Source organism: Streptomyces sp. 6-11-2 (assembly GCF_006540305.1).
In the GTDB taxonomy this organism is placed as follows: domain Bacteria; phylum Actinomycetota; class Actinomycetes; order Streptomycetales; family Streptomycetaceae; genus Streptomyces.
This window is the reverse complement of sequence record NZ_BJOR01000001.1, coordinates 2,354,064-2,377,195: the sequence shown is the minus strand read 5'-3', so window position 1 is coordinate 2,377,195 and position 23,132 is coordinate 2,354,064. Positions and strand designations below refer to the sequence as shown.

General features: G+C 72.2%; 22 protein-coding genes. 12 read left to right on the top strand and 10 right to left on the bottom strand.

Annotated elements, in window-relative coordinates; translation table 11 throughout:
* Positions 1-119 precede the first annotated feature (119 nt).
* On the top strand, positions 120-287 hold the full coding sequence (locus TNCT6_RS09930) for a DUF3117 domain-containing protein (protein ID WP_003966491.1): 168 nt from the start codon (positions 120-122) through the stop codon (positions 285-287).
* 99 nt (positions 288-386) lie between these two features.
* Here the strand turns inward: TNCT6_RS09930 and TNCT6_RS09925 are convergent, their stop codons facing one another.
* The gene (locus tag TNCT6_RS09925) at positions 387-1,085 is read right to left on the bottom strand and encodes an O-methyltransferase (protein WP_141366274.1); all 699 of its coding nucleotides are present in this window, start codon (positions 1,083-1,085) and stop codon (positions 387-389) included.
* A gap of 246 nt (positions 1,086-1,331) precedes the next feature.
* Here TNCT6_RS09925 and sigE point away from each other — a divergent pair, with 246 nt between their 5' ends.
* The 5 genes from sigE to TNCT6_RS09900 all read left to right on the top strand — a co-directional run bounded on the left by sigE (position 1,332) and on the right by TNCT6_RS09900 (position 7,169).
* A complete protein-coding gene (sigE, locus tag TNCT6_RS09920; RefSeq protein ID WP_141358680.1) occupies positions 1,332-2,033 on the top strand; it encodes an RNA polymerase sigma factor SigE in 702 nt (233 codons plus the stop codon).
* The gene (locus TNCT6_RS09915) at positions 2,030-2,992 is read left to right on the top strand and encodes an anti-sigma factor (RefSeq protein WP_141358678.1); all 963 of its coding nucleotides are present in this window, start codon (positions 2,030-2,032) and stop codon (positions 2,990-2,992) included. Before sigE ends, TNCT6_RS09915 begins: the two co-directional genes overlap by 4 nt.
* An 893-nt stretch (positions 2,993-3,885) precedes the next feature.
* On the top strand, positions 3,886-5,628 hold the full coding sequence (locus TNCT6_RS09910; RefSeq protein ID WP_373996162.1) for a trypsin-like peptidase domain-containing protein: 1,743 nt from the start codon (positions 3,886-3,888) through the stop codon (positions 5,626-5,628).
* Between the two features lie 177 nt (positions 5,629-5,805).
* Positions 5,806-6,291, top strand: coding sequence for a sec-independent translocase (locus TNCT6_RS09905; RefSeq protein ID WP_141358674.1), 486 nt, complete (start codon positions 5,806-5,808; stop codon positions 6,289-6,291).
* A 206-nt stretch (positions 6,292-6,497) separates the two neighbouring features.
* Positions 6,498-7,169, top strand: a complete 672-nt coding sequence (locus tag TNCT6_RS09900) for a hypothetical protein (RefSeq protein ID WP_253266063.1) — start codon at positions 6,498-6,500, stop codon at positions 7,167-7,169.
* 103 nt (positions 7,170-7,272) lie between these two features.
* Here TNCT6_RS09900 and TNCT6_RS09895 read toward each other — a convergent pair whose 3' ends face one another.
* The 3 genes from TNCT6_RS09895 to TNCT6_RS09885 are packed head-to-tail and all read right to left on the bottom strand — an operon-like array spanning position 7,273 to position 10,318.
* Positions 7,273-8,406, bottom strand: a complete 1,134-nt coding sequence (locus TNCT6_RS09895) for an Mrp/NBP35 family ATP-binding protein (protein WP_141358670.1) — start codon at positions 8,404-8,406, stop codon at positions 7,273-7,275.
* Positions 8,407-8,448: 42 nt separating this feature from the next.
* Positions 8,449-9,045 carry a DUF1003 domain-containing protein gene (locus TNCT6_RS09890; RefSeq protein WP_141358668.1) on the bottom strand — a complete coding sequence of 199 codons (597 nt, stop codon included), beginning with the start codon at positions 9,043-9,045 and terminating at the stop codon, positions 8,449-8,451.
* Complete coding sequence (locus TNCT6_RS09885) at positions 9,035-10,318, bottom strand: magnesium transporter MgtE N-terminal domain-containing protein (protein ID WP_141358666.1); 1,284 nt, start codon at positions 10,316-10,318, stop codon at positions 9,035-9,037. Before TNCT6_RS09885 ends, TNCT6_RS09890 begins: the two co-directional genes overlap by 11 nt.
* A gap of 219 nt (positions 10,319-10,537) precedes the next feature.
* Between TNCT6_RS09885 and TNCT6_RS09880 the strand changes: the two genes are divergently transcribed.
* Positions 10,538-11,284, top strand: coding sequence for a hypothetical protein (locus tag TNCT6_RS09880; protein ID WP_172632853.1), 747 nt, complete (start codon positions 10,538-10,540; stop codon positions 11,282-11,284).
* Positions 11,285-11,313: 29 nt separating this feature from the next.
* Here the strand turns inward: TNCT6_RS09880 and TNCT6_RS09875 are convergent, their stop codons facing one another.
* Both TNCT6_RS09875 and TNCT6_RS09870 read right to left on the bottom strand, forming a co-directional pair.
* Positions 11,314-11,826, bottom strand: a complete 513-nt coding sequence (locus tag TNCT6_RS09875) for a hypothetical protein (protein WP_141358664.1) — start codon at positions 11,824-11,826, stop codon at positions 11,314-11,316.
* Between the two features lie 22 nt (positions 11,827-11,848).
* On the bottom strand, positions 11,849-12,964 hold the full coding sequence (locus tag TNCT6_RS09870) for a magnesium and cobalt transport protein CorA (RefSeq protein ID WP_141358662.1): 1,116 nt from the start codon (positions 12,962-12,964) through the stop codon (positions 11,849-11,851).
* Between the two features lie 490 nt (positions 12,965-13,454).
* On the opposite strand from TNCT6_RS09870, the gene TNCT6_RS09865 reads away from it, so the two are divergent.
* Positions 13,455-14,039 carry a suppressor of fused domain protein gene (locus TNCT6_RS09865; RefSeq protein ID WP_141358660.1) on the top strand — a complete coding sequence of 195 codons (585 nt, stop codon included), beginning with the start codon at positions 13,455-13,457 and terminating at the stop codon, positions 14,037-14,039.
* A gap of 30 nt (positions 14,040-14,069) precedes the next feature.
* On the opposite strand, the gene TNCT6_RS09860 is transcribed toward TNCT6_RS09865, so the two are convergent.
* A complete protein-coding gene (locus TNCT6_RS09860; RefSeq protein ID WP_141358658.1) occupies positions 14,070-15,326 on the bottom strand; it encodes an MFS transporter in 1,257 nt (418 codons plus the stop codon).
* Positions 15,327-15,475: 149 nt separating this feature from the next.
* Here TNCT6_RS09860 and TNCT6_RS09855 point away from each other — a divergent pair, with 149 nt between their 5' ends.
* From TNCT6_RS09855 to TNCT6_RS09845, 3 genes are all read left to right on the top strand, one after another.
* Positions 15,476-16,117, top strand: a complete 642-nt coding sequence (locus TNCT6_RS09855) for a DUF6758 family protein (RefSeq protein WP_141358656.1) — start codon at positions 15,476-15,478, stop codon at positions 16,115-16,117.
* 176 nt (positions 16,118-16,293) lie between these two features.
* A complete protein-coding gene (locus TNCT6_RS09850) occupies positions 16,294-17,151 on the top strand; it encodes a PHP domain-containing protein (protein ID WP_141358654.1) in 858 nt (285 codons plus the stop codon).
* 54 nt (positions 17,152-17,205) lie between these two features.
* Complete coding sequence (locus TNCT6_RS09845; RefSeq protein ID WP_141358652.1) at positions 17,206-17,811, top strand: MarC family protein; 606 nt, start codon at positions 17,206-17,208, stop codon at positions 17,809-17,811.
* A gap of 102 nt (positions 17,812-17,913) precedes the next feature.
* Here TNCT6_RS09845 and TNCT6_RS09840 read toward each other — a convergent pair whose 3' ends face one another.
* Positions 17,914-18,066, bottom strand: coding sequence for a hypothetical protein (locus TNCT6_RS09840; RefSeq protein WP_141358650.1), 153 nt, complete (start codon positions 18,064-18,066; stop codon positions 17,914-17,916).
* A 194-nt stretch (positions 18,067-18,260) separates the two neighbouring features.
* Between TNCT6_RS09840 and TNCT6_RS09835 the strand changes: the two genes are divergently transcribed.
* Entirely contained in the window at positions 18,261-19,157 is an 897-nt protein-coding gene (locus TNCT6_RS09835; RefSeq protein ID WP_141358648.1) for an NYN domain-containing protein, read from the top strand.
* On the opposite strand, the gene TNCT6_RS09830 is transcribed toward TNCT6_RS09835, so the two are convergent.
* The gene (locus tag TNCT6_RS09830; RefSeq protein WP_141358646.1) at positions 19,154-20,056 is read right to left on the bottom strand and encodes an alpha/beta fold hydrolase; all 903 of its coding nucleotides are present in this window, start codon (positions 20,054-20,056) and stop codon (positions 19,154-19,156) included. The genes TNCT6_RS09835 and TNCT6_RS09830 overlap by 4 nt on opposite strands.
* Positions 20,057-20,222: 166 nt before the next feature.
* Positions 20,223-22,823, bottom strand: a complete 2,601-nt coding sequence (locus TNCT6_RS09825; protein WP_172632852.1) for a DEAD/DEAH box helicase — start codon at positions 22,821-22,823, stop codon at positions 20,223-20,225.
* Positions 22,824-23,132: the final 309 nt, after the last annotated feature.

The following is a 23,132-nucleotide window of genomic DNA, read 5'->3' as shown; positions in this document are numbered from 1 at the left end:
CAATGTGTTCGATGCCGGTGTCGCGTGTCCTGTGCCGTTCTGGGCAGGGATCGCGCGCGTGCCCTGTCGGTGGGCCGTCGGCTTTGACGATGAGCTGGGTTTCAGGAAGGGGAACGAGCATGGCGGCCATGAAGCCGCGGACGGGTGATGGCCCGCTCGAGGTGACCAAGGAGGGGCGGGGCATCGTCATGCGCGTTCCGCTCGAAGGCGGCGGTCGGCTCGTCGTCGAGTTGACCCCTGACGAGGCCGACGCGCTCGGCGACGCCCTCAAGAAGGTCGTCGGCTGACGCGGAAGCGACCATACCCTTTCAGTAGCCCCGGCATCGTACGCGGTGTCGGGGTCGCTGTTTGTGCGGGGGCGCGCGGCGCATGGGTGACGGGAGCGCTCAGCGCTTGACGGCGCACAGCAGCCCGTCGCCCACCGGCAGCAGGGACGGCGTCAGGTCGGGGCTCTCGCGCACCGTGCGCAGCAACTCCCGCAGCCGCACGACCTCCGTCGGCTGCGGTCCGGAGTCCACCGTCCGCCCGTGCGCGAAGACGCCCTCGAAGGCGACGAGGCCTCCCGGTCGCAGCAGGCGCAACGATTCAGCGAGGTACTCGGGGAACTCCAGCCGGTCGCCGTCGCAGAACACGAGGTCGTAGCCCGCGTCCGCGAGCCGGGGCAGCACGTCCAGGGCGCGGCCGGGGATGAAGCGGGCACGGTTGCCGGCGAAGCCCGCGGCGCGGAACGCCTGGCGGGCGAACTGCTGGTGCTCCGGCTCGGGATCGACGGTGGTCAGCACCCCGTCCGGCCGCATGCCGTGCAGCAGGTGGATCCCGGAGACCCCGGTGCCGGTGCCGATCTCCGCGACCGCCTTCGCGTCCACGGTGGCGGCCAGCAACCGCAGCGCGGCGCCCGCGCCGGGCGACACCGAGCGCAGCCCTGCGTCACGAGCCCGCTCACGGGCCCAGCGCAGCGCGTCGTCCTCGGCGACATAGGCGTCGGCGAACGCCCAGCTCGTCTGCCGGTTGCCGGTAATGACCCTCTCCTGTCCCCGTCGATGCCTGGGCGTGACTGTATCCGTTGGGGCCGGGAACCCGCAGATGGGACCGGTCGTTTGATGGGGTGAGGAAACGACACGGGGTGCGACGACGGTGTGGACGGGGGGTATGGGATGGATCGGGACACCGAGCAAGTGCTGACGCAGACGCACCAGCCGTGCCAGCACGTGTCAAATTCTCGTAAAACTGCTTATCCGGAGCTAACGGGCGAGGTGGCTATGGTAGGGGCTCCACTGGACACCACCAGAGCTGACAGGGGAGGTGCGGCCGCGCCTGGAGATCGGGGAGGAGTGCTACGGCGCTTTCTCGGATCGGCGGGCAGGCCGAAATCCGTGACCAACACCGCTGCTGACGTGAGCCACGCCGCCGAATCCACCCAGACCGCGACCTTCTCGACCGACGCGGACGGGCAGGCGTGGACTCCGCCCACCTGGGAGGAGATCGTCAGCACGCACAGCGGCCGTGTCTACCGCCTGGCCTACCGCCTCACCGGCAACCAGCACGACGCCGAGGATCTCACCCAGGAGGTCTTCGTCCGCGTCTTCCGCTCCCTGTCGACCTACACGCCGGGCACGTTCGAGGGCTGGCTGCACCGCATCACCACGAACCTCTTCCTGGACATGGTCCGCCGCAAGCAGCGCATCCGCTTCGACGCGCTCGGCGACGACGCGGCCGAGCGACTGCCCAGCAAGGAGCCCACTCCGCAGCAGCTGTTCAACGACGCGCACTTCGACGCGGACGTGCAGCAGGCCCTGGACACCCTCGCGCCCGAGTTCCGCGCCGCGGTCGTCCTGTGCGACATCGAAGGACTGTCGTACGAGGAGATCGCCGCGACCCTGGGCGTCAAGCTGGGCACGGTGCGCTCCCGCATCCACCGCGGCCGTTCGCAGCTGCGCAAGGCCCTCGCGCACCGTTCGCCGCAGGCCCGGGCCGAGCGCCGCGGCTTCGTGGCCACGGTCCCCGCGCTGGGGGGAGGGGGCGCGACCGCGTGAGTGGATCACGGCCGGACCCCGCGGGGCGCCTCGCGGAACAGCATCTGGGAGACCGGCTCGCCGCCCTCGTGGACGGCGAGCTCGGTCACGACACGCGCGAGCGTGTCCTGGCGCATGTGGCCACCTGCCCGAAGTGCAAGGCGGAGGTCGACGCACAGCGCCGTCTGAAGAACGTCTTCGCCCAGGCGGCCCCACCGCCTCCCTCCGAGAGCTTCCTGGCCCGCCTGCAGGGCCTCCCGGGGGGTGGTACCGGTGGCGGCGGTGGTTCGCCGCTGGGCGGCGGAGGGTTGCCCGGGGGGCTGTCCTCGGGCTCCGGGGTGTTCGGGGTGGAACGCGGCGAGCAGTTCGAGTTCGGGTATGTGCCGGCCCGGCCGCACCCCGCCGTCCCCGCCGAGGACCGGGGCTTCCGGGTCCACCCCGTCGGCCGTCCCGACAGCGAGCGGTCCGCCTCGCGCGGGCTGCGGTTCGCGTTCGTCGCCGCCGGGGCGGTGTCGCTGGCCGCCCTCGCCCTGGGCGGGGTGACCACCGGCGGCTCGGCGGGTGACACCGCCGCGGAAGCGCGCGGTGGCTCCGGGGCCGGCAGCAACGTGACTCCGGCGCGCACCGCGGGTGCGGGCGCGGGCGCGGCGTCGGCCTCCGACACCGCGCGGCGCCGCCAGTCGGCCGCGCCGCAGTCGGGCCGGGGACAGCGGTCGTCGGGCTCGGTGCAGGCGGTCTCGACGCCGCCGGCCGCACCGCTGCTGCCGGGGGCCGTGCCTCCCGGCGGGCAGACGCAGAACGTGATGCATCCGCTGACCACCCCGGTGGTCGCCGGCGCGGCCGTCATGTCGCCGTTGATACGTCCGCTCACCGCGACCCCGCCGATCTCCCTGACCTCGTGGTCCGCAGACCCGGGGCTCACCGCCCCGGGTCTGCTCGCCGCGCCCTCTCCCACCGCCTCCTCCCGCACCGCGCGCTGACCGGTCCCTGCGCCCCGGCGCGGGAACCTGGTTGAATCCACAGTGGTCGCGCCCATGACACCGGTCGGGGCGCGGAGTCGACGCCGTACGGCCACCGAACGACGAGCCGTGCCGCGACCCGCTGTGGGGAGAACATGAACGAGGGCAAGCCCACGAAGTCCGCCCGCCCGAAGTGGTGGAGCCGCTCAGTCCCTCCGGATGACCGGCCGGAGGGCACGTCCGGTCCCGCCCCGGCCGCCGACACAGCCGGGACGCCGGCCCAGGGTGCGGCAGCCGGCGGGCCCGTGGCCGAGCAGGCGCAGGCCGCGCCCCCCGCACGCGCCGACGCAGACGGTGACTACGAACTGGACCGCCCGCTCCAGACCTCCGGCGCCGCCCCCGACACGGGCGACTTCGAACTCGCTCGGCCCCGCCCGGCGTCCACCAAGGCGGAGGGCACTCCGTCCACCCTTGCCGCCGGAACGGACCACACACCGGCGGCACCGGCCGCGTCGACCACGCCCGCCACGCTTGGCACGAATGCCGAGCCTGCGATGCCTGTCGAGGCTGGCGTACGTACCGAGCCTGCGATGCCTGTCGAGGCTGGCGTACGTACCGAGCCTGGGGTGCCAGGCGCGCTTGCCGCACCTGGCGAGCCTGCCGTGCCCGGCGCGCCTGCCGTACCCACCGCACCTGGCGTGCCTGCGGCGCCCGTCGAGCCCGCCGTATCCACCGCACCTGGTGAGCCTGCGGCGCCCGTCGAGCCTGCCGTATCCACCGCACCTGGTGAGCCTGCCGTGCCCGGCGCGCCTGCCGTATCCACCGCACCTGGCATGCGTGCGGTGCCCGGCGATCCTGCTGCACCTGCTGCACCTGCGGCACCCGCTGCGCCCGTCGTGCCCGCTGGGCCCGCCATGCCGTTGACTGAGGCCGTTCCCGGTGTCCCCGGGGCTTCCGCCGAGACGGTCGCCAACGGGCCCGTGGAGGGGCCCTCCGGGGCCGTTGACACCTCCGTCGTCTCCGGCGAGCGGCCCAGGCCGCTGCACGATCCCGATCCCTACAGCACCCCTCCGTACGGTGAGCCCGGTCCCTGGGCGCCCGCCCCGCCGGTGCAGCACCCGGCGGTGACGCCCGCCCAGGGCACACCCGCCCTCTCCTCCGGCACCCCTGCACCCGCCCCCCAGGGCCCGCCCGCCGCGGACACCCAGCCGTACGGTTCGGTGCCCCCGGCTCCCACCCACCCCGCGCCCTCCGGCCTCCCCTCGCAGCCGCAGGCCCCGGCCGCCGTACCGCAGGAGGCGCCACCCGCGGACGCCATGCCGGCGGGCGTGCCGCAAGGAACCCCGCTCGGGGGCGGCCCGTCGCACGGCGTGCCCGCCCAGGCTGTGGGTGACGGGTACGGCATGCCCGCCCCCGGCGCCGCCGAGCCCCACCACGGTGCCGCCCCAGCCGACCCCTGGGGGCGTTACGACCCCTGGGCCGGTGGCCGGGTCGCCGGACCGTTGCAGCAGACCGGAGCCGGCGTGCTCAGCGTCGAGCAGCGGCACCGGCGGGTCACACGGGCGCTGGTGGGCGGGGCCGTGGTGCTCGCGCTCGTGTCCGGAGCGCTCGGCGGGCTGGCCGGGGCGTACATCGAGCGCAACGGCGGCGTGGGCACCGTGGAGTTGCCGCAGGCCGGGAAGGAGCCCGCCGGGCGTGCCCCGGACAGCGTCGCCGGGATCGCCGCGCGGGCCCTGCCCGGCGTGGTGACGCTGCACGTCAGCGGCTCCGGGGAGCAGGGCACCGGCACCGGGTTCGTGCTCGACGGCCTCGGCCACGTCCTCACCAACAACCACGTCGTGGAGAACGCGGCCTCCGGCGGCGACATATCGGTGACCTTCAGCGGCGGGCAGACCGCCAAGGCCAGGATCATCGGCCGGGACGCCGGATACGACCTCGCGGTCGTCCAGGTCCGCGGTGTGCGCGGCCTGACCCCCATCCCGCTCGGCAACTCCGACAACGTGCAGGTGGGCGACCCCGTCATCGCCATCGGCGCGCCCTTCGACCTGGCCAACACCGTCACCTCCGGCATCATCAGCGCCAAGGAGCGCCCCATCACGGCGGGCGGCGAGAAGGGCGACGGCAGCGACGTGTCCTATGTCGACGCCCTTCAGACCGACGCCCCGATCAACCCGGGCAACTCCGGTGGCCCCCTCCTCGACGCCCGGGGCCGGGTCGTCGGCATCAACTCCGCCATCCGCTCCGCGGACACCGGCTCCGACCTCCAGACCGGTCAGGCCGGCTCCATCGGCCTGGGCTTCGCCATCCCCGTCAACCAGGCAAGGCGCGTCGCCGAGGAGCTGATCAACCACGGCAAGGCCAGCCACCCGGTGATCGGGGTGACCCTGGACATGAACTACCCCGGCGACGGAGCCAGGGTCGGCGTCAAGGGCCGGGACGGCGGACCGCCGGTCACCCCCGGCGGTCCCGGTGCCAGGGCGGGCATCAGGGGCGGAGACGTCATCACCGCCGTGGACGGCCAGCGCGTCCACTCGGGTGAGGAGCTGATCGTCAAGACACGTGCCCACCGCCCCGGCGACCGTCTGGAGCTGACCGTCGAACGCGACGGAAAGGCACGCAAGGTTTCCCTGGTACTCGGGTCCTCGAACAGCAACTGACACAAACCGTGCGGAACAAGCCGGAAAATCCGTCGTGTACACGCAGTCCGACACCTCGGGACGGTACCGGTCGGGCACGTGGGCCGGGTACCGTGGATCCGGCCCGGACCACGGACAGCCCCACACAGACCGGACCACCCGAGGGCCGAGGACCGAGGACATCGCAAGGAGCTTCAGGTGTTCAATGACATAGGACCGCTCGAGCTGCTGACGATCATCATCGTGGCCGTGCTCGTGTTCGGTCCCGAAAAGCTCCCGAAGGTCATCCAGGACGTGACGCGCACGATCCGGAAGATCCGTGAGTTCTCGGAGAGCGCCAAGCAGGACATTCGCAGCGAACTCGGCCCGGAATTCAAGGACTTCGAGTTCGAGGACCTCAACCCCAAGACGTTCATCCGCAAGCAGCTGAACAACGACGACCTGGGGTTGCAGGAGATCCGCAACGGCTTCGACCTGAAGAAGGAGATGGCCGAGATCACGGACGCGGTGAACGGCAACGAGTACGAATCCTCGTCGTCCTCGTCGTCCTCGTCGTCCTCGTCGGCCTCCACGCCTTCTGCTTCGGGCTCCTCGGGTTCGGCCGGCGGCCGGATCGACATGACCAAGAAGCCCGAGGCCCCCGCTCAGGACGAGCGCCCGCCCTTCGACGCGGACGCCACCTGACCCGCGTTCCCATGTGACGCGTTTCACGTCGCGCTCGGCCCGTGCGCGGCGTGAAACGGCTGTACCCGCGACCCACGCGCCGAGCGGTTTCCCGGCTGTCCGAAGCGGGATGGATATGCTGCCGAGTTGTTGTGCGGACCGGACGAGTACGCCCGAAGGGGGGCGGGACACCCCGGTCCGACGAGAGCGAGGAGGCCACCGGGCACATGGAGACGACAAGTCGGGCAGGCGCGCAGGCGCCGGCCGCGGAGGGCGGACAACAGTCCCCCTTCGCCCGGCGCACGGCCGACGGTTACCTGCTGGCGCCCTTTCCCTGGTACGGCCTCGACGAGGCCTTCACGGGGCCGCGCTGGCTGATGCAGGTCGGCACCTCGGCCGACGGTTCCGTGGAACACGGTTCGACCGGGCACGGCGACGAGCCGTCCGTACGCAACGAGTTCGTGTCCGGATCGCCGGACGAGTCCAAGGAGAAGTTCGCGGTCGTCGTCACCGTCGCCGCCCAGCCCGTACGGCGCCTCGCCGACGGCACGGGCCAGCTGGAGGCCACCTCGGTCTCCTCGGCGGCCTGGCTGGCCGCGGTGGGCCTACTGTCGTTCACCTGGCCCGGGCAGGTGGACCACACCCTGCGGGACGACTGGCTGGAGCAGCAGACGGAGACCGCGTGGGAGCTGGCCGACGACCTGTCCGGCCCGGAGTGGTCCATGCTGTCCCTGCCCGTGGACGGCGCCCCGACGCCGTTCTACTACCGGGAGTCGGAGTTCGGCTGGGTGCTCGCCGGTTCGACCTCCCAGGGCGTCCACCTGGGGGCGTACGGCAGGGGCATGAGCGCGTACGGGCTCGGCTTCGCCATGATCAAGGACATCAGCGCGTACGCCTGACGCCACGCGGCACACGGCTGACGACAAGAAGGGGCGCCGTCCACGCGGGACGGCGCCCCTGTCGCCTTACGGGCACTGCGGGCCGCCACGGCCCTCGTACGGGCTAGAACTTGTTCTTCGGGGTGATCCCCAGCGACAGCCCCGCGAGGCCCCGCTGCCGGCCCGCGAGCTTGTCGGCGATCGACCGCAGGGCCGAGCCCGCGGGGGAGTCCGGGTCGGTCAGGACGACCGGCTTGCCCTCGTCGCCGCCCTCGCGCAGGCGGACGTCGATCGGGATGGAGCCGAGCACCGGGACCGTGGCACCCGTGGTGCGGGTCAGGCCCTCGGCGACCGCCTGGCCGCCGCCCGTGCCGAAGACGTCGACCATCTCGTCGCAGTGCGGGCAGGGCAGGCCGGACATGTTCTCGACCACGCCGACGATCTTCTGGTGGGTCTGGACGGCGATGGAGCCCGCCCGCTCGGCCACCTCGGCCGCCGCCTGCTGAGGCGTCGTCACCACCAGGATCTCGGCGTTCGGCACCAGCTGGGCCACGGAGATCGCGATGTCGCCGGTGCCGGGCGGCAGGTCCAGCAGGAGGACGTCCAGGTCGCCCCAGTACACGTCCGCCAGGAACTGCTGGAGCGCGCGGTGCAGCATCGGCCCGCGCCAGACGACGGGCGCGTTGCCCGGGGTGAACATGCCGATGGAGATGACCGTCACGCCGTTCGCCGACGGCGGCATGATCATGTTCTCGACCTGGGTCGGGCGGCCGTCAGCGCCCAGCATCCGCGGCACGCTGTGGCCGTAGATGTCGGCGTCGACCACGCCCACCTTCAGACCGTCGGCCGCCATCGCCGCCGCCAGGTTCACCGTCACCGAGGACTTGCCGACGCCGCCCTTGCCGGAGGCGACGGCGTAGACGCGGGTGAGGCTGCCGGGCTTGGCGAAGGGGACCTCGCGCTCGGCCTGGCCGCCGCGCAGCGCGGTCGCCAGCTCCCGGCGCTGCTCGTCGCTCATCACGTCGAGCGTGACGTCGACCCGGGTGACACCCTCGACACGGGAGACGGCGTCGGTCACCCGCTGGGTGATCGTCTCGCGCATCGGACAGCCGGAGACCGTCAGGTAGACGGTGACCGCGACCGCTCCGTCCGCGCCGATCTCCACCGATTTGACCATGCCGAGCTCGGTGATGGGCCGGTGGATCTCGGGATCGTCAACCGTCGCCAGAGCTGCGCGCACCGCGTCTTCCGTAGCCATAAGGACGATGGTACGGCGCTCCGTGCGGACCCCGGGACCCCGTCACCGGTCGTCCATGTCACGTGCGTGCGGGTGATCCGCCGGGAATACCCCGTGCCGCCGGTGACCGTCGACGGTCCGCTCCTCCAGCTCCTTGACCAGGTCCTGGAGCTCCGAGCGCATCCAGTCGCGGGTCGCCACCTCGCCCAGGCCCATGCGCAGCGCGGCGATCTCGCGGGTCAGGTACTCGGTGTCGGCGATCGACCGCTCGTTCTGCTTGCGGTCCTGTTCGAGGTTGACCCGGTCCCGGTCGTCCTGCCGGTTCTGCGCCAGCAGGATCAGCGGGGCGGCGTAGGAGGCCTGAAGGGACAGGGCCAGGGTCAGGAAGATGAACGGGTACTCGTCGAACCGCAGATGCCGGGGCGCGGCCACGTTCCACAGCACCCACACGATGATCACCACCGTCATCCAGACGATGAACCGCCCGGTGCCCAGGAACCGTGCGATGCGCTCGGACAGCCGCCCGAAGGCGTCCGGGTCCCACTCCGGCAGCAGCCGGCGCCGGGGCGGGCGCGGCTGGTCCAGCCGGCCGGCCCGCGGCCGTCCGGCGGCGGTGGCCCCCACCGGCCTTTCGCGGAGGCCCTCTCGCTCAGCCACCATGCGTCGCCGCCCCCTCGTCCAGGTCGTACTCCGTCTCCCGCCAGTCGTCCGGCAGCATGTGGTCCAGGACGTCGTCCACGGTGACCGCGCCGAGCAGCGAGCCGGACTCGTCGACGACGGGCGCCGCCACCATGTCGTAGGTCGCGAAGAACCCGGCGACGACCGGCAGCGTGGCGTCGGGCGCGAGGGGTTGCAGGTCGTCGTCGAGGATCGATCCGACGAGGGTGTAGGGCGGGTCGCGCAGCAACCGCTGGAAGTGCACCGTGCCCAGGTACTTCCCGGTCGGGGTCTCGTCGGGCGGGCGGCACACGTAGACCTGGGCGGCCAGCGCGGGGGAGCGGTCGCGGTTGCGGACGCGGGCCAGGGCGTCGGCGACGGTCGCGTCCGGACGCAGCACGATCGGTTCGGTCGTCATCAGTCCGCCCGCGGTGTGCTCCTCGTACGACATCAGCCGGCGCATGCCGGCCGCGTCGGCGGGCTCCATCAGCCCCAGCAGCCGCTCCTGCTCCGCCTTCGGCAGCTCGGCGAGCAGGTCGGCGGCGTCGTCAGGGTCCATCGCCTCCAGCACGTCGGCCGCGCGCTCGCCCTTCAGCTTGCCCAGGATCTCGATCTGGTCGTCCTCCGGGAGCTCTTCGAGGACGTCGGCGAGCCGGTCGTCGTCCAGCGCGGCGGCGACCTCGGCACGCCGCTTGGAGGACAGGTGGTGCAGCACGTTGGCCAGGTCGGCGGGGCGCAGCTGCTCGAAGGTGGCGAGCAGGCTCTCCGCGCCCTGCCCCTGCTCCTCCAGCGAGAAGCCGGTGACCGCGGACCACTCCACGGTCAGGGCCTCTCCTCGGTTGCGCCGGAACGCGCCGCCCTTCCTGCCCTTGCGCACGAAGACGCGGTCGACCTCCCAGTCCCGGCGCGCGGACAGCTGCCGCACCGACATGTCCAGGACCGTGACCTCCTCGCCGGTCTCCGCGAGCGTCACCCGCCGGTCGAGCAGTTCGCCGAAGACGAGACGTTCGGTGGGGCGCTGCTCGAAGCGCCGGACGTTGAGCACGCCCGTGGTGATGACCTGGCCCGACTCGATGCCGGTCACCCGGGTCATGGGCAGGAAGATGCGGCGCCGGGTGGCGAGTTCGACGACCAGCCCGAGCAGACGGGGCGGCTTGCGCCCGACGCGCAGCATGACGACCAGATCGCGTACGCGGCCCACCTGGTCGCCCGTCGGGTCGAAGACGGCGACTCCGGAGAGATGCGAGACGAAGATCCGGGGGGCGCCCGCTGCCATGGCTGCGCCTCCTTTGCACGGCTGTGTGGTGCGTGTGGTGCGTGTCGCGTGTGCCGGGTTTCTTTTCCCAAATGCCCGCTCAGGTGCGCTTCAGGCTAGCCCGTCCACCCCGGATACGCCCTGGTGAGGGTCCGCACGAGCCGGGTCCGCCGGGCGCCTCCGGCCCCGGTACGCTGCCGTACGCCGCTCAGGACACCCGTCAGAAAGGCAGCTCCACCTGTGACCGTGATTCCCCAGGGCCGTACCCGCCGGACCGCGCTGACGAGCGCGTTGTGTGCTCTGGTCGTCGCGGGCGCGGGTCTGACGGGGTGTTCCGGGGACGATCCGGACGCGGGCACCAACGGGGTGGGCAGACTCCCGGCCGACAAGATCCAGGCCAGGACGAAGGCGGCGGCCGCCGCCGCGGACACCGTGCACCTGTCCGGGAACGTGGTCACCAACGGCCGCACGTACCGGCTCGACATGCGTCTGAAGGACGACGGCGGCTCCGGTTCGGTCACCTCGGAGGGGGTGACCTTCGGGCTGCTGCGGGTCGGGGAACACCTGTACCTGAAGGCGGACGCCGGGTTCTGGGGCCAGGTCGACGGCGGCGGCAAGGCCACCGGGGCCGCCGACAAGCTGGACGGCAAGTACGTGAAGGTGCCGCAGGGCGATCCCGCGTACAAGCGGTTCAGCGGCTTCACGGACAAGGACGTCCTCCTCGACGGGCTGCTGACACTGCACGGCACGCTGGCGACCGACGGGCACCACGAGCAGGCGGGCGTGCGCACGATCCGCATCACCGGCGGCAAGGGCACCGGCGGCACCCTGGACGTCTCCCTGAAGGGCACCCCCTACCCGCTGCGCCTGGTGCGCGCGGGCGACGCGGGGACGCTGAGTTTCTCGGACTGGGGCAAGGACTTCGCCGTGGCCGAGCCCGAGAAGGACGAGACGGTCGACTACGGCAAGCAGCTGCCGACGTCCTGACCTCCGTGCCCCTGCTCCCTAGGAGGGGACTACTTCCGGCGCCGTCTCTTCACCAGCAGTCGCGGCAGCCCGTCCGGAGCCGGCCGGCGGGTCGTCGCCGGGGTCGGCAGCGGTGCCTCGGCCAGCGAGCCCTCCGGCAGCGGCGCGGTCGTCCCCGTGGGCTCCAGGCGCAGCACCCGGCACTCGCGGGCCCAGCGCGCCGTCATGGCCTCGCCGTCGGGCGCGTTGAGCCGCTTCCCCTTCAGCTCGGCCACGACCTCCGGCCACCGCGGGGAATCCGGCACGACCTCCACGACCCGCGCCGCCCAGGTGACCAGGCGGCCGCCCTTGTCCTTGCTGCGCACCGTCACCTCGGCGGCGGCCCCGTCGGCGAGTCCGGGCAGCGGCTGCTCGCCGGGCCCGTCGCCCACCACGCACGCGGCGCCCTCGTGCCAGACGTGCCACAGGGCACGGGCCGGGACGCCGGGGCCCTTGACCCAGATGAGGCCGGACTTCTTCGTGGCCTCCTCGACGAGGGCCTGGTCGAGCAGCTCGGTGTTCATGGCAGAAGAGTAACGAGCCCGCTCACAGCCAGCCGTTGCGCTTGAGCGTGCGGTGGATGCCCAGGCAGATCGCGGCCGTGACCGCCACGATCAGCGGGTAGCCGTACTTCAGGTGCAGCTCGGGCATGTACTTGAAGTTCATGCCGTACACCCCGCAGACCATCGTCGGTACGGCGATGATCGCGGCCCAGGCCGTGATCTTCCGCATGTCCTCGTTCTGGGCGACGGACGCCTGCGCCAGGTTGGCCTGGAGGATGGAGTTGAGCAGCTCGTCGAAGCCGATGACCTGCTCCTGCACCCGGGCCACGTGGTCGGCCACGTCCCGGAAGTACTTCTGGATGTCCGGGTCGATCAGCCGCATCGGACGCTCGCTCAGCAGCTGCATGGGCCGCAGCAGCGGCGACACCGCCCGCTTGAACGCCAGTACCTCGCGCTTGAGTTGGTAGATCCGGCCGGCGTCGGTGCCGCGCGGGGTGCCGCCCCGGCCCGGCGAGAACACCTCCGTCTCGACCTCGTCGACGTCCTCCTGCAACGCGTCCGCGACCGCCATGTACCCGTCGACGACGTGGTCGGCGATGGCGTGCAGCACCGCGGAGGGGCCCTTGGCCAGCAGCTCGGGGTCGTCCTGCAGCCGGTGCCGCAGCGCGCGCAGCGAGCCCTGCCCGCCGTGCCGGACGGTGATGAAGAAGTCCCGGCCGGTGAAGCACATCACTTCGCCGGTCTCCACGATCTCGCTGTTGGCGGTCAGCTCGTCGTGGTCCACGTAGTGGATGGTCTTGAAGACCGTGAAGAGCGTGTCGTCGTAGCGCTCCAGCTTGGGCCGCTGATGGGCCGTGACCGCGTCCTCCACGGCCAGCGGGTGCAGCCCGAACTCCCCGGCGATACCGGCGAACTCGGCCTCGTTCGGCTCGTGCAGACCGATCCACACGAAGCCCCCGTCGCGCCGCACCTGACGCATGGCCTCCTGCGGCGTGAGCGGGCGGTCGGTCGGGACACGGGAGCCGTCGCGGTAGACGGCGCAGTCCACGATGGCCGAGGGCGTGGCCGGGTCGCGCGTGGTGTCGTACGCGCCGTCGTCCTGGCGCGCGGCCGTGCGGGAGGGGCGGACCACGGAACGCAGGTCGCGGATCATCGACATGGCGGGGCTCCTTCGCAGCGAGCGACGAGGGCCGCCGACGGCGGTTGGAACTGCCCGGAATGAGGACGTGGTGGCCTCAGGGATGTTTGGCACGTCCACAAAGCGGGGAGCACCGCACCGTCGCGGTGGCGAGCTTCGTCACTGGTTCAGATCAGACAGATCAAACGAAACGAAGTGCTCTTCCGTATGACGTGCGCGGGGGCACGAACGCGAGAGGTGGCGGCCGACCGGAGTCAGAGCGACGACATCAGCGGCGGGAAGAGCGGGTGCTACTGCACGGTCGACTTCGATCCATGACAGCCCCACCTCCTCCGGCCGGTCCCTCGTAAGGGAGTCCCATCGGCGTCAGGGCCGGATCGAGACCTCCCAGGGCTGAACACCTGGGGGGCATCCCGCTGCGCGCTGCCCCGGACGACCGGCCAAGAGTATCAGCAGCCCGGTGTGTCAAGGTGCCGCTTTGCCTGCCGCTGACGAGTTCTATGCTCGCCGCATGGCTGATGTTCTTCCTCTGGTAGAGGCCCGGTTGTGTTCCGCGCTGGGTGAACCGGACGCCCGCGCGGCGGTCACCTTCCTCGGCACGGACCGGCTCGAGGTGCTGCGCTTCCACGAGGGGGACATCGTCCGGTACGCCACGCTCGGCATGTCCGCGCGGCCCATGACCGACCCCACCGCGCTGCTCGCCGACCCGGTCAAGGGGCCGCGCGCGGAGCTGGTCCTCTCCGTCCGCGCCGGACTCGCCGACACCGACAAGGTGCTCCGCCCGCTTGCCGTGCTGGGAGCGTCTCCGCAGGTCGAGGGAGTGGTCGTGGCGCCGGGTGCCTCGCTCGACGTGGGCGAGCCGCTGTGGCCCGGCGCGCTGTTCACCTCGGTCCTGGTGGCCGAGCCGGGCGGCCTGGTGGAGGACCTGGAACTCGACGAGCCACTGGACCCCGTACGGTTCCTGCCGCTGCTGCCGATGACTCCGAACGAGGCCGCCTGGAAGCGGGTGCACGGCGCGCAGGCCCTGCGCGAGCGCTGGCTGAGCCACGGGACGGACCTGCGGGACCCCGCCCGCGGTTCCGTCCCGCTGGAGTGAGCAAGCTCACCAACAGGCCGCCGGTCGCCGTCAGTTGGCGAAGACCGTGACGCTGTCCTCGGTGGCGTGCCGCGGCTGGAGCTCCTCCGCCTCGTGGGTGAGGGATCCGCGCCGGACGGCGACCACCACCGCGCCCGCCACCGCGGTCGCTCCCGCGACCACGAACGGCACGTGGATGTCGGTCCACTCCGCGATCTTCGGTGCGAGGAAGGGCGCGGCGGCGGCCGCGAACCAGCGCACGAAGTTGTAGCCCGCGCTCGCCACCGGACGGGGGGCGTCCGACACTCCGAGGGCCAGCTCGGTGTAGACGGTGTTGTTCACGCCGATGAAGGCGCCGGACAGGATGGTGCAGACGACGGCGGTGGTGTGGTCGCCGTAGCCGAGCACGACCACGTCGGAGGCCAGCAGCACCAGCGAGCCGCCGAGCACCTTCAGCGAACCGAACCGCGCCTGCATGCGCGGCGCCACCACCACCGAGAACAGTGCGAGCAGCACACCCCAGGCGAAGAACACCGCACCCGACTTGTACGGGGTCATGTTCAGCACGAACGGCGTGAAGGCCAGCACGGTGAAGAACGTGTAGTTGTAGAAGAACGCCGAGACCGCCGCCGAGGCCAGGCCGCCGTGGCCGAGCGCCTTGACCGGGTCCAGCAGGGAGGTCTTGCGGGCCGGCTTCGGCTGCTCCTTCAGGAACACCGTGATGCACAGGAAGCCGACGGCCATCAGGAACGCGGTGCCGAAGAACGGATAGCGCCAGCTGGCGTTGCCGAGCAGCGCGCCGAGCAGCGGGCCGCAGGCCATGCCGAGGCCGAGCGCCGACTCGTAGAGCAGGATCGCCGCCGCGCTGCCGCCGGCCGCCGCGCCGACGATGACCGCGAGGGCGGTGGAGACGAAGAGCGCGTTGCCGAGGCCCCAGCCGGCCCGGAAGCCGACGAGCTGGGCGACGGAGCCCGAGGTGCCGGCGAGCCCGGCGAAGACCACCACGAAGGCGAGGCCGAGCAGCAGGGTCTTGCGGCCGCCGATGCGGCTGGAGACGAAGCCGGTCACCAGCATCGCGATGGCGGTGATCAGGAAGTACGAGGTGAAGAGCAGGGAGACCTGGCTCGCGGTGGCGTTCAGCCCCTTGGCGATGGAGGGCAGGATCGGGTCGACGAGCCCGATGCCCATGAAGGCGACGACGGACGCGCCGGCCGTCGCCCAGACCGCCCTGGGCTGCCGCAGGATGCTTCCCGCGCCCGCGTCGAACGGGTCGTCGCCCTCCGCGGGGCCTCCTGTGCTGCTGTGCATGCCGCTCCTTCCGATCGTTGCTGTTTACACATAATAAGTTAGCTGCCCTAATTGATGCAACATGCATCTAGTTGGTCGTGGCCGGGCGTCCGGGCCGGACGGGTGATCGTCCTTGACGTGGCGCTGCCGGGGTAGGACCGTGGGGCCCTATGAGGGGCGAACCCAGTTGCCCGAAGTGCGGTGGCCGGGTCAGGGCTCCCGGACTCTTCAGCGATTCCTGGCAGTGCGACGTGCACGGGACCGTGTATCCCCTGCAGCCCGTGATCCCGCCCAGCGTCGAGGCCCTCGGTGTCGTGGTGCGGCGCACCCAGGTGCCCGTGTGGATGCCGTGGCCCCTGCCGGTCGGCTGGCTGTTCACCGGCGTGGTCTACGCCGGGGACGACCGCAGCGGCGGCCGTGCCACGGCCGTGGCCTGTTCCGGACCCGGGCCGCTCGGCGGCACGGGCGAACTCATCCTGGTCGCCGAGGAACTCGGCGTCGGCCTCGGCGCGCGCTACGCCGGCATCGACGGCCCGGACCCCGGAACCTACCTGGACGTGGAGAAGCCGCCCGACGCCAAGGTCCTGGCCGGCGGCCGCCCCACCCCGCTGTGGCACGTGTCCGGCGCACCGGACGACCGTGCCGTCTTCGCGGGCGAGGCGCTCGGGTTGTGGCTGTGGGCGGTGGTGTGGCCCGAGCAGTCCGGGCTGCTGATGTACGACGAGCTGGTGCTGGCCGACCTGCGGGACGCGGGCGCCGAACTCGAACTGGTCCCGTGCGGGGCGCTGTCGCCTCGACTGCTCCATCCGTAGGAGCCGAGGGTCGTAGCAGGTGGGAGCCGCAGGGGCGCGTGAGGCGTCGAGTGCGCGAGCCGCAGGGCGTGCAACCGTAGGGGGCGCACGGCCTTCGCGGGTGTGACACGGCACCCTCGGGCGCCCGTTATCCTGGGGTGTCCCCTTCCGTCCCGTCAGAGCCTGGAGTCCGTGTCGTGCGCATCGATCTGCACACCCACTCCAGCGCGTCCGACGGCACGGACACCCCTGCCGAGCTGGTGCGCAACGCCGCCGCGGCGGGTCTGGACGTCGTCGCGCTGACCGACCACGACACCACCCGCGGGTACGCCGAGGCGATCGCCGCGCTCCCCGAGGGGCTCACCCTTGTCACCGGTGCCGAGCTCTCCTGCCGTGTCGACGGCATCAGCATGCACCTGCTGGCCTATCTCTTCGACCCCGCGGAGCCCGCGCTGCTCGCCGAGCGCGAACTGGTCCGCGACGACCGGGTGCCGCGGGCCAAGGCCGTGATCGCCAAGCTGAACACGCTGGGCGTGCCGGTCACCTGGGAGCAGGTCGCGCGGATCGCGAACGACGGCTCGGTCGGACGGCCGCACGTCGCCTCGGCGCTGGTGGAGCTCGGCGTCGTACCCACCGTGAGCGACGCCTTCACGCAGGACTGGCTGGCAGACGGCGGCCGCGCCTGGGTCGAGAAGCACGAGACGGACCCCTTCGAGGCGATCCGGCTGGTCAAGGGCGCGGGCGGAGTGTGTGTCTTCGCCCACCCGGCGGCGGCCAAGCGGGGCCGTACGGTGCCGGAGTCCCGCATCGCCGAGATGGCCGCGGCCGGGCTGGACGGCATCGAGGTCGACCACATGGACCACGACCCCGACACCCGCGAGCGGCTGCGCGGGCTGGCCGGCGACCTGGGACTGCTCGCGACCGGCTCCAGCGACTACCACGGCAGCCGCAAGACCGTCTCGCTCGGTGAGTTCACGACGCATCCCGACGTGTACGGGGAGATCACGCGGCGGGCCACCGGGGCGTTCCCGGTCCCGGGGACCGGCGGGGTCTGAGGCCCACCTCCCCCGCCCTCACGTCACTTCTCTCTTCCTCAAGGCCTCTCACCGATGTTCGACGCTGCCGTTTTCGGCTCCCTGTTCCTCACCCTTTTCGTCATCATGGATCCCCCCGGGATCACCCCGATCTTCCTCGCGCTGACCGCCGGACGGCCCGCCAAGACGCAGAAGCGGATGGCCTTCCAGGCCGTCTGCGTGGCCGGCGGGGTCATCGCCGTCTTCGGCGTGCTCGGCAACCAGATCCTCGGCTACCTGCACGTGTCCGTCCCGGCGCTGATGATCGCCGGCGGACTGCTCCTGCTGCTGATCGCGCTCGACCTGCTCACCGGCAAGACGGACGAACCCAAGCAGACCAAGGACGTCAACGTCGCGCTGGTCCCGCTCGGCATGCCGCTCCTCGCCGGTCCCGGCGCGATCGTGTCCGTCATCCTCGCCGTGCAGAAGGCCGGCAGCGTGGCCGGCCAGATCTCGGTGTGGTCGGCGATCCTCGCGATCCACGTGGTGCTGTGGCTGGTCATGCGCTACTCGCTGCTGATCATCCGGGTCATCAAGGACGGCGGTGTGGTCCTGGTGACACGACTGGCGGGCATGATGCTCTCCGCGATCGCCGTGCAGCAGATCATCAACGGGGTCACGCAGGTGATCCAGGGCGCCTGAGCGCGCACATGCGCGAAGCCCCCGTACGGCAGTCGTACGGGGGCTTCGAAGCAGCTTCTGCGGTGGTCCGCGTCTGTGCTGAGGCCGGCGTCTCGGCCTCTGTTACGAGGCCGTGGTCCCGGCCGGGCGGATCCACAGCCGCTGTCCGACAGCGGCGGCCTGCTGAACGATCCGGTTGACGGAGGCGGCGTCCACGACGGTGCAGTCCACGGGCGTGCCGTCGACCTCGTCGAGTCGCATGATTTCGAAGCGCATTGCCTCTCCCTTCGTCTGGTCATCCTCCTGAGGAGAACTACTGGCTTCACCCGGTACAACGAGCTGCACGATGCAAACATTCCCTACGCTAAGGAAATTTTTCGAATGTCTAATCAGTGACCGGTAAGACAGCTTCAATTGACCGACCGGGACCGGTTGTGTTCGCTGCGTGACCGCCGGGACAATGGAAGGCGATGAACGATGACCTCGCGGCGCTGTCCGCCCGCATCGACCGCACGAACGAGTTGCTGAAACGCATGCTCGCCGAGGTGGCGAAGACGCCCTCGACGCATGCGATCTTCGTCGACGCCGGGTACCTCTACGCGGCGGCGGGGCGGCTGGTGGCCGGGACGGAGGACCGCCGCGCCTTCGACCTGGACGCCGAGGGGCTGATCGACGCGCTCATCGACCGGGCCCGCACCATCTTCGCCGACAGCCGGCTGCTGCGCGTCTACTGGTACGACGGCGCCCGGCGCCGCATCCACACCGCCGAGCAGCAGTCGATCGCCGAACTGCCGGACGTCAAGGTCCGCCTGGGCAACCTCAACGCCAACAACCAGCAGAAGGGCGTGGACTCCCTCATCCGCACGGACCTGGAGTCACTGGCCCGGCACCGCGCCATCAGCGACGCCGCGCTGCTCGGCGGCGACGAGGACCTGGTCTCGGCGGTGGAGGCCGCCCAGGGCTACGGCGCCCGGGTGCACCTGTGGGGCATCGAGGCCCCCGACGCCCGCAACCAGGCCGAGGCGCTGCTCTGGGAGGTCGACAGCCAGCGCACCCTCGACCTCGAGTTCTTCAAGCCGTACGTCTCCCGGCGCACCGCCCCCGCGTACGACCCCGACCAGACGGCCCGCCCGACCCGCGAGAACGTCCGCTTCGTGGGCGCGCAGATCGCCGCCAAGTGGCTCGCGGCGCGCGGCCGCGAATCCCTGGCGGAACTGCTCCCCGGGCACCCGTATCTGCCGGGGTCGGTGGACCAGGACCTGCTGGTCGAGGCCGAGGGCATCCTCCAGTACTCCCTGCGCGGCCAGGCGGACCTGCGGCGCGCGCTGCGGGACGGCTTCTGGGAGCACCTTCAGACGCGGTTCTAGCCGCCTGTCCGGTCCTCCGGCGGTTCGGTGGCGGTGTCCCAGAAGACGGCGAGGGCGAGGGCGGTGGCGAGCGGCTGGTCGCAGTTGGGGGAGTGCTCGGCCCCCTCGACGACCGTGCGCCGGGCGCCCAGCCGCCGGGCCATGTCGTCCAGGAGCGGCACCGGCCAGGTGTCGTCCCGTGCGCCCGAGAGCACGTGGAACGGCATTGGCAGGGCGGCGAGTTCGGCGACGCGATCCGACTCGGTGCACAACTGGAGCCCGGTCGCAAGGAGTTGGGCGGGCTTGTGGCCCAGCCAGCGGCGGCGCAGGTCCGCGCGGTCGTCGAGGCCCGCGTCGAGTCCGGCGCCGGTGTCGGTCTCCTCGGGCGGCTCCATCGCCTGGATGACCTCCCACACCTCGGCCATCGACATCACGCCGAGCGCGTCCCGCAGCAGTTTCACGCGCTGCCGCTGGGAGGCGGAGATCTGCGCCGGGCCGGAGGCCATCAGGGTGAGCGAGACGAAGGGGGAGTGGTCGAGGAGCACGGCCGCGCGTGCGATCTGCCCGCCCAGCGAGTGCCCGAGCAGATGCAGCGGCATGCCGAGCGCCTCCGCCTGCGCGAGGACGTCCCGGGCGAGTTCCCCCTGGGCGTACACGGAGTCGTCGTCCACCGGTCCGTCCGACTCGAACTGTCCGCGGCCGTCCACGGCCACCGTGCGGTACCCGCGCGCTGCGAGCGGCCCGTGCAGCGGGTTGAAGTCCTCCTTGCTCCCGGTGAACCCGGGCAGCAGCAGCACGGTGCCCCGCGGCTCGGCACCGGCCGCGACGGGCGCGTCGACCACGGCGAACTCGCCGCGCGCGGTGCGCAGCCGGTAGGCGCGCGCCCCGGGCGGCGGGACGAACGTAGGAGGCCTGCTCATGCGCCGAGGCTACCGGGCACGGCGTCCTCGGGGGCGTGGGATGGAGGTTCGGGTGAACCGGCCGGCGGTCGGGATGGACCGGCCGGGTACCGCGCGTACGCCGACGGCCCGGTCCCACACGGAGTGGGCCGGGCCGCCGGGTCGTACGGGCGCCTGGAGCGCTGGATCAGGCCTCCGTGGACTCCACCGCGGTGGCCGTCTTCCCGGTGGTCTGCGCCGGGATCTCGGCGGCGTCCACCGCTGCCTTGGCGGCGGCCGCCGTCTTGCGCGTACGGCGCGGCTTCGGCTCGGCGGCCGTGCTCACCGCCATGTCGACGGCCTCCGCGGGGGCCTCGGCGGCCTTGCGGGTCCGGCGACGCGGCTTGGCCTCCGCCTCGGCCTCCGCCGTCGCCGCGACCGCCTTGCGGGTGCGGCGGGGCTTGGCCTCGGCGGTGTCCACGGCGGCTTCCGGCGCGTCCGCGGTGGCCGTGGCCTTGCGGGTGCGGCGGGGCTTGACTGCCGTGGCCTCGTCGGTGACGGGTGCGTCGGCCGTCTCGGCGGTCTTGCGGGTCCGGCGGCGCGGCTTGGCCTCCGCCTCGTCGGTGGTGCCCTCGACGGTGTCCGTCACGGTCTCGGGCGCGGTGGCCGCTTTGCGGGTGCGGCGGCGCGGCTTGGCCTCCGCACCCTCGGCGGCGTCGACCGCCGCTTCGGCGGCGCTGTCCGGCCCGTCGGCCAGCTGTGCCGGGATCTCCGCGGCGACCGTTTCGGCGGTCTTGCGGGTGCGGCGCGGCTTGGCCGCGGCAGCGGCTTCCGGCGCGTCCGTGGTGACCGCGGCCTTGCGGGTGCGGCGACGGGGCTTGGTCTCGGCCTCGTCGGTGGTGCCCTCGGCGGTGTCCACGGCGGCTTCCGGCGCGGTGGCCGCGGCCTTGCGGGTCCGGCGGCGCGGCTTGGCCTCCGCCTCGTCGGTGGTGCCCTCGACGGTGTCCGTCACGGTCTCGGGCGCGGTGGCCGCCTTGCGGGTGCGGCGGCGCGGCTTGGCCTCCGGCTGGTCCGTGGTGGACTCGGCCGTGTCCAGGGCCGTCTCGGCGCCGGTCCCGGCCGGAGCCGCCGGTTCCGGGGCGACCTCGGTCACGGTCTCGGCCGGGGCCGTCGTGACCGTCTGCTCCGCCGCCTTGCGGGTGCGGCGGCGGCGCGGCTTCTCGGGTGCCTCGGTGGCGTCGAGGGCGGGGCCCTCGGCCGTCGTCACCGCGGACTCGGCAGGCTCAGCGGGCTCGGACGGTGTCGTCGGCTCGCCGGCCGCGACCGGCTGCGCCGTCGCACTGCCGCGCAGACGACGCCGGCGGCGCGGAGTGCGCGTGGCGGATGCCTCTTCCGCGACCGTGGACTCGACCGGCGCGGCGTCGACCGGCGCGGCGTCGGCCGACGTGCCGTCGGCCGGCGTGACCGCCGCCGGGTCCAGCGGAGCGCCGCCACGGGTGCGGCGACGGCGGCGCGGCGTACGCGCCGGGCGCTCGCGGTCCGCCGAACGCTCACGGTCCGCCGAGCGTGCCTCGCTCCGGCCGCCCCGGCCACCGCGACCGCGTGCACCGCGGCCGCCGGTCTCGCCGAGGTCCTCCAGCTCCTCCGCCTCCAGTCCGGCGCGGGTGCGCTCCGAGCGCGGCAGGACGCCCTTGGTGCCCTCGGGGATGCCCAGGTCGGTGAAGAGGTGCGGCGAGCTGGAGTACGTCTCGACCGGGTCGTTGAAGTCCAGGTCCAGCGACTTGTTGATCAGCTGCCAGCGCGGGATGTCGTCCCAGTCGACGAGTGTGATCGCCGTACCCTTCGCGCCCGCGCGGCCGGTACGGCCGATGCGGTGCAGGTACGTTTTCTCGTCCTCGGGCGACTGGTAGTTGATGACGTGCGTGACGCCCTCGACGTCGATGCCGCGCGCGGCGACGTCGGTGCACACGAGCACGTCGACCTTGCCGTTGCGGAAGGCGCGCAGCGCCTGCTCGCGGGCGCCCTGGCCGAGGTCGCCGTGGACCGAGCCGGAGGCGAAGCCGCGGCGCTGGAGCTGCTCGGCGATGTCGGCCGCCGTGCGCTTCGTCCGGCAGAAGATCATCACCAGTCCGCGGCCCTCGGCCTGCAGGATGCGGGCGACCATCTCCGGCTTGTCGAGCGAGTGCGCGCGGTAGACGAACTGCTTGATGTTCGCGACCGTCGCGCCCTCGTCGTCCGGCGCGGTGGCACGGATGTGCGTCGGCTGCGACATGTAGCGGCGGGCCAGACCGATGACGGCGCCGGGCATGGTGGCCGAGAACAGCATGGTCTGCCGCTTGACCGGCAGCATGCCGATGATCTTCTCGACGTCGGGCAGGAAGCCCAGGTCGAGCATCTCGTCGGCCTCGTCGAGCACCAGGCTCTTGACGTGCTTCAGGTTCAGCTTCTTCTGGCCGGCGAGGTCCAGCAGACGGCCCGGGGTGCCGACGACCACGTCGACGCCCTTCTTCAGGGCCTCCACCTGGGGCTCGTACGCCCGCCCGCCGTAGATCGCGGTGACCCGCACATTGCGCACCTTGCCCGCGGTCAGCAGGTCGTTGGTGACCTGGACGCACAGCTCGCGCGTGGGGACGACGACGAGCGCCTGCGGGGCGTCGGTGAGGGCCTCGGGCTGGGCGCGGCCCGCCTCGACGTCGGCGGGGACGGTGACGCGCTCGAGGAGCGGAAGGCCGAAGCCGAGCGTCTTGCCGGTGCCGGTCTTGGCCTGGCCGATGACGTCCGTGCCCGTCAGGGCCACGGGCAGCGTCATCTCCTGGATGGGGAAGGGAGTGGTGATGCCGACGGCTTCCAGGGCCTCGGCGGTCTCGGGGAGGATCCCGAGTGCTCGGAACGTCGTAGTCAGGGTGCTGCCTCTTCTGTGTGCGCGGTGCGAGGCGAGCGCGGGGGTCGTGTCTGACCGGGCCGGGGACGTCGGCCGCCCACGCGGGCGGGCCGTGTGGCACGGGACCACAGCCGACGCTCTAGCGCTCGAACCGCTTGGAGGTCCCTCCGACCGTCGTACACACAGTGCCGTACGGTCAGGGAGGGCTGTCGGGTCGGAGCCGATCGGGCCACCGAC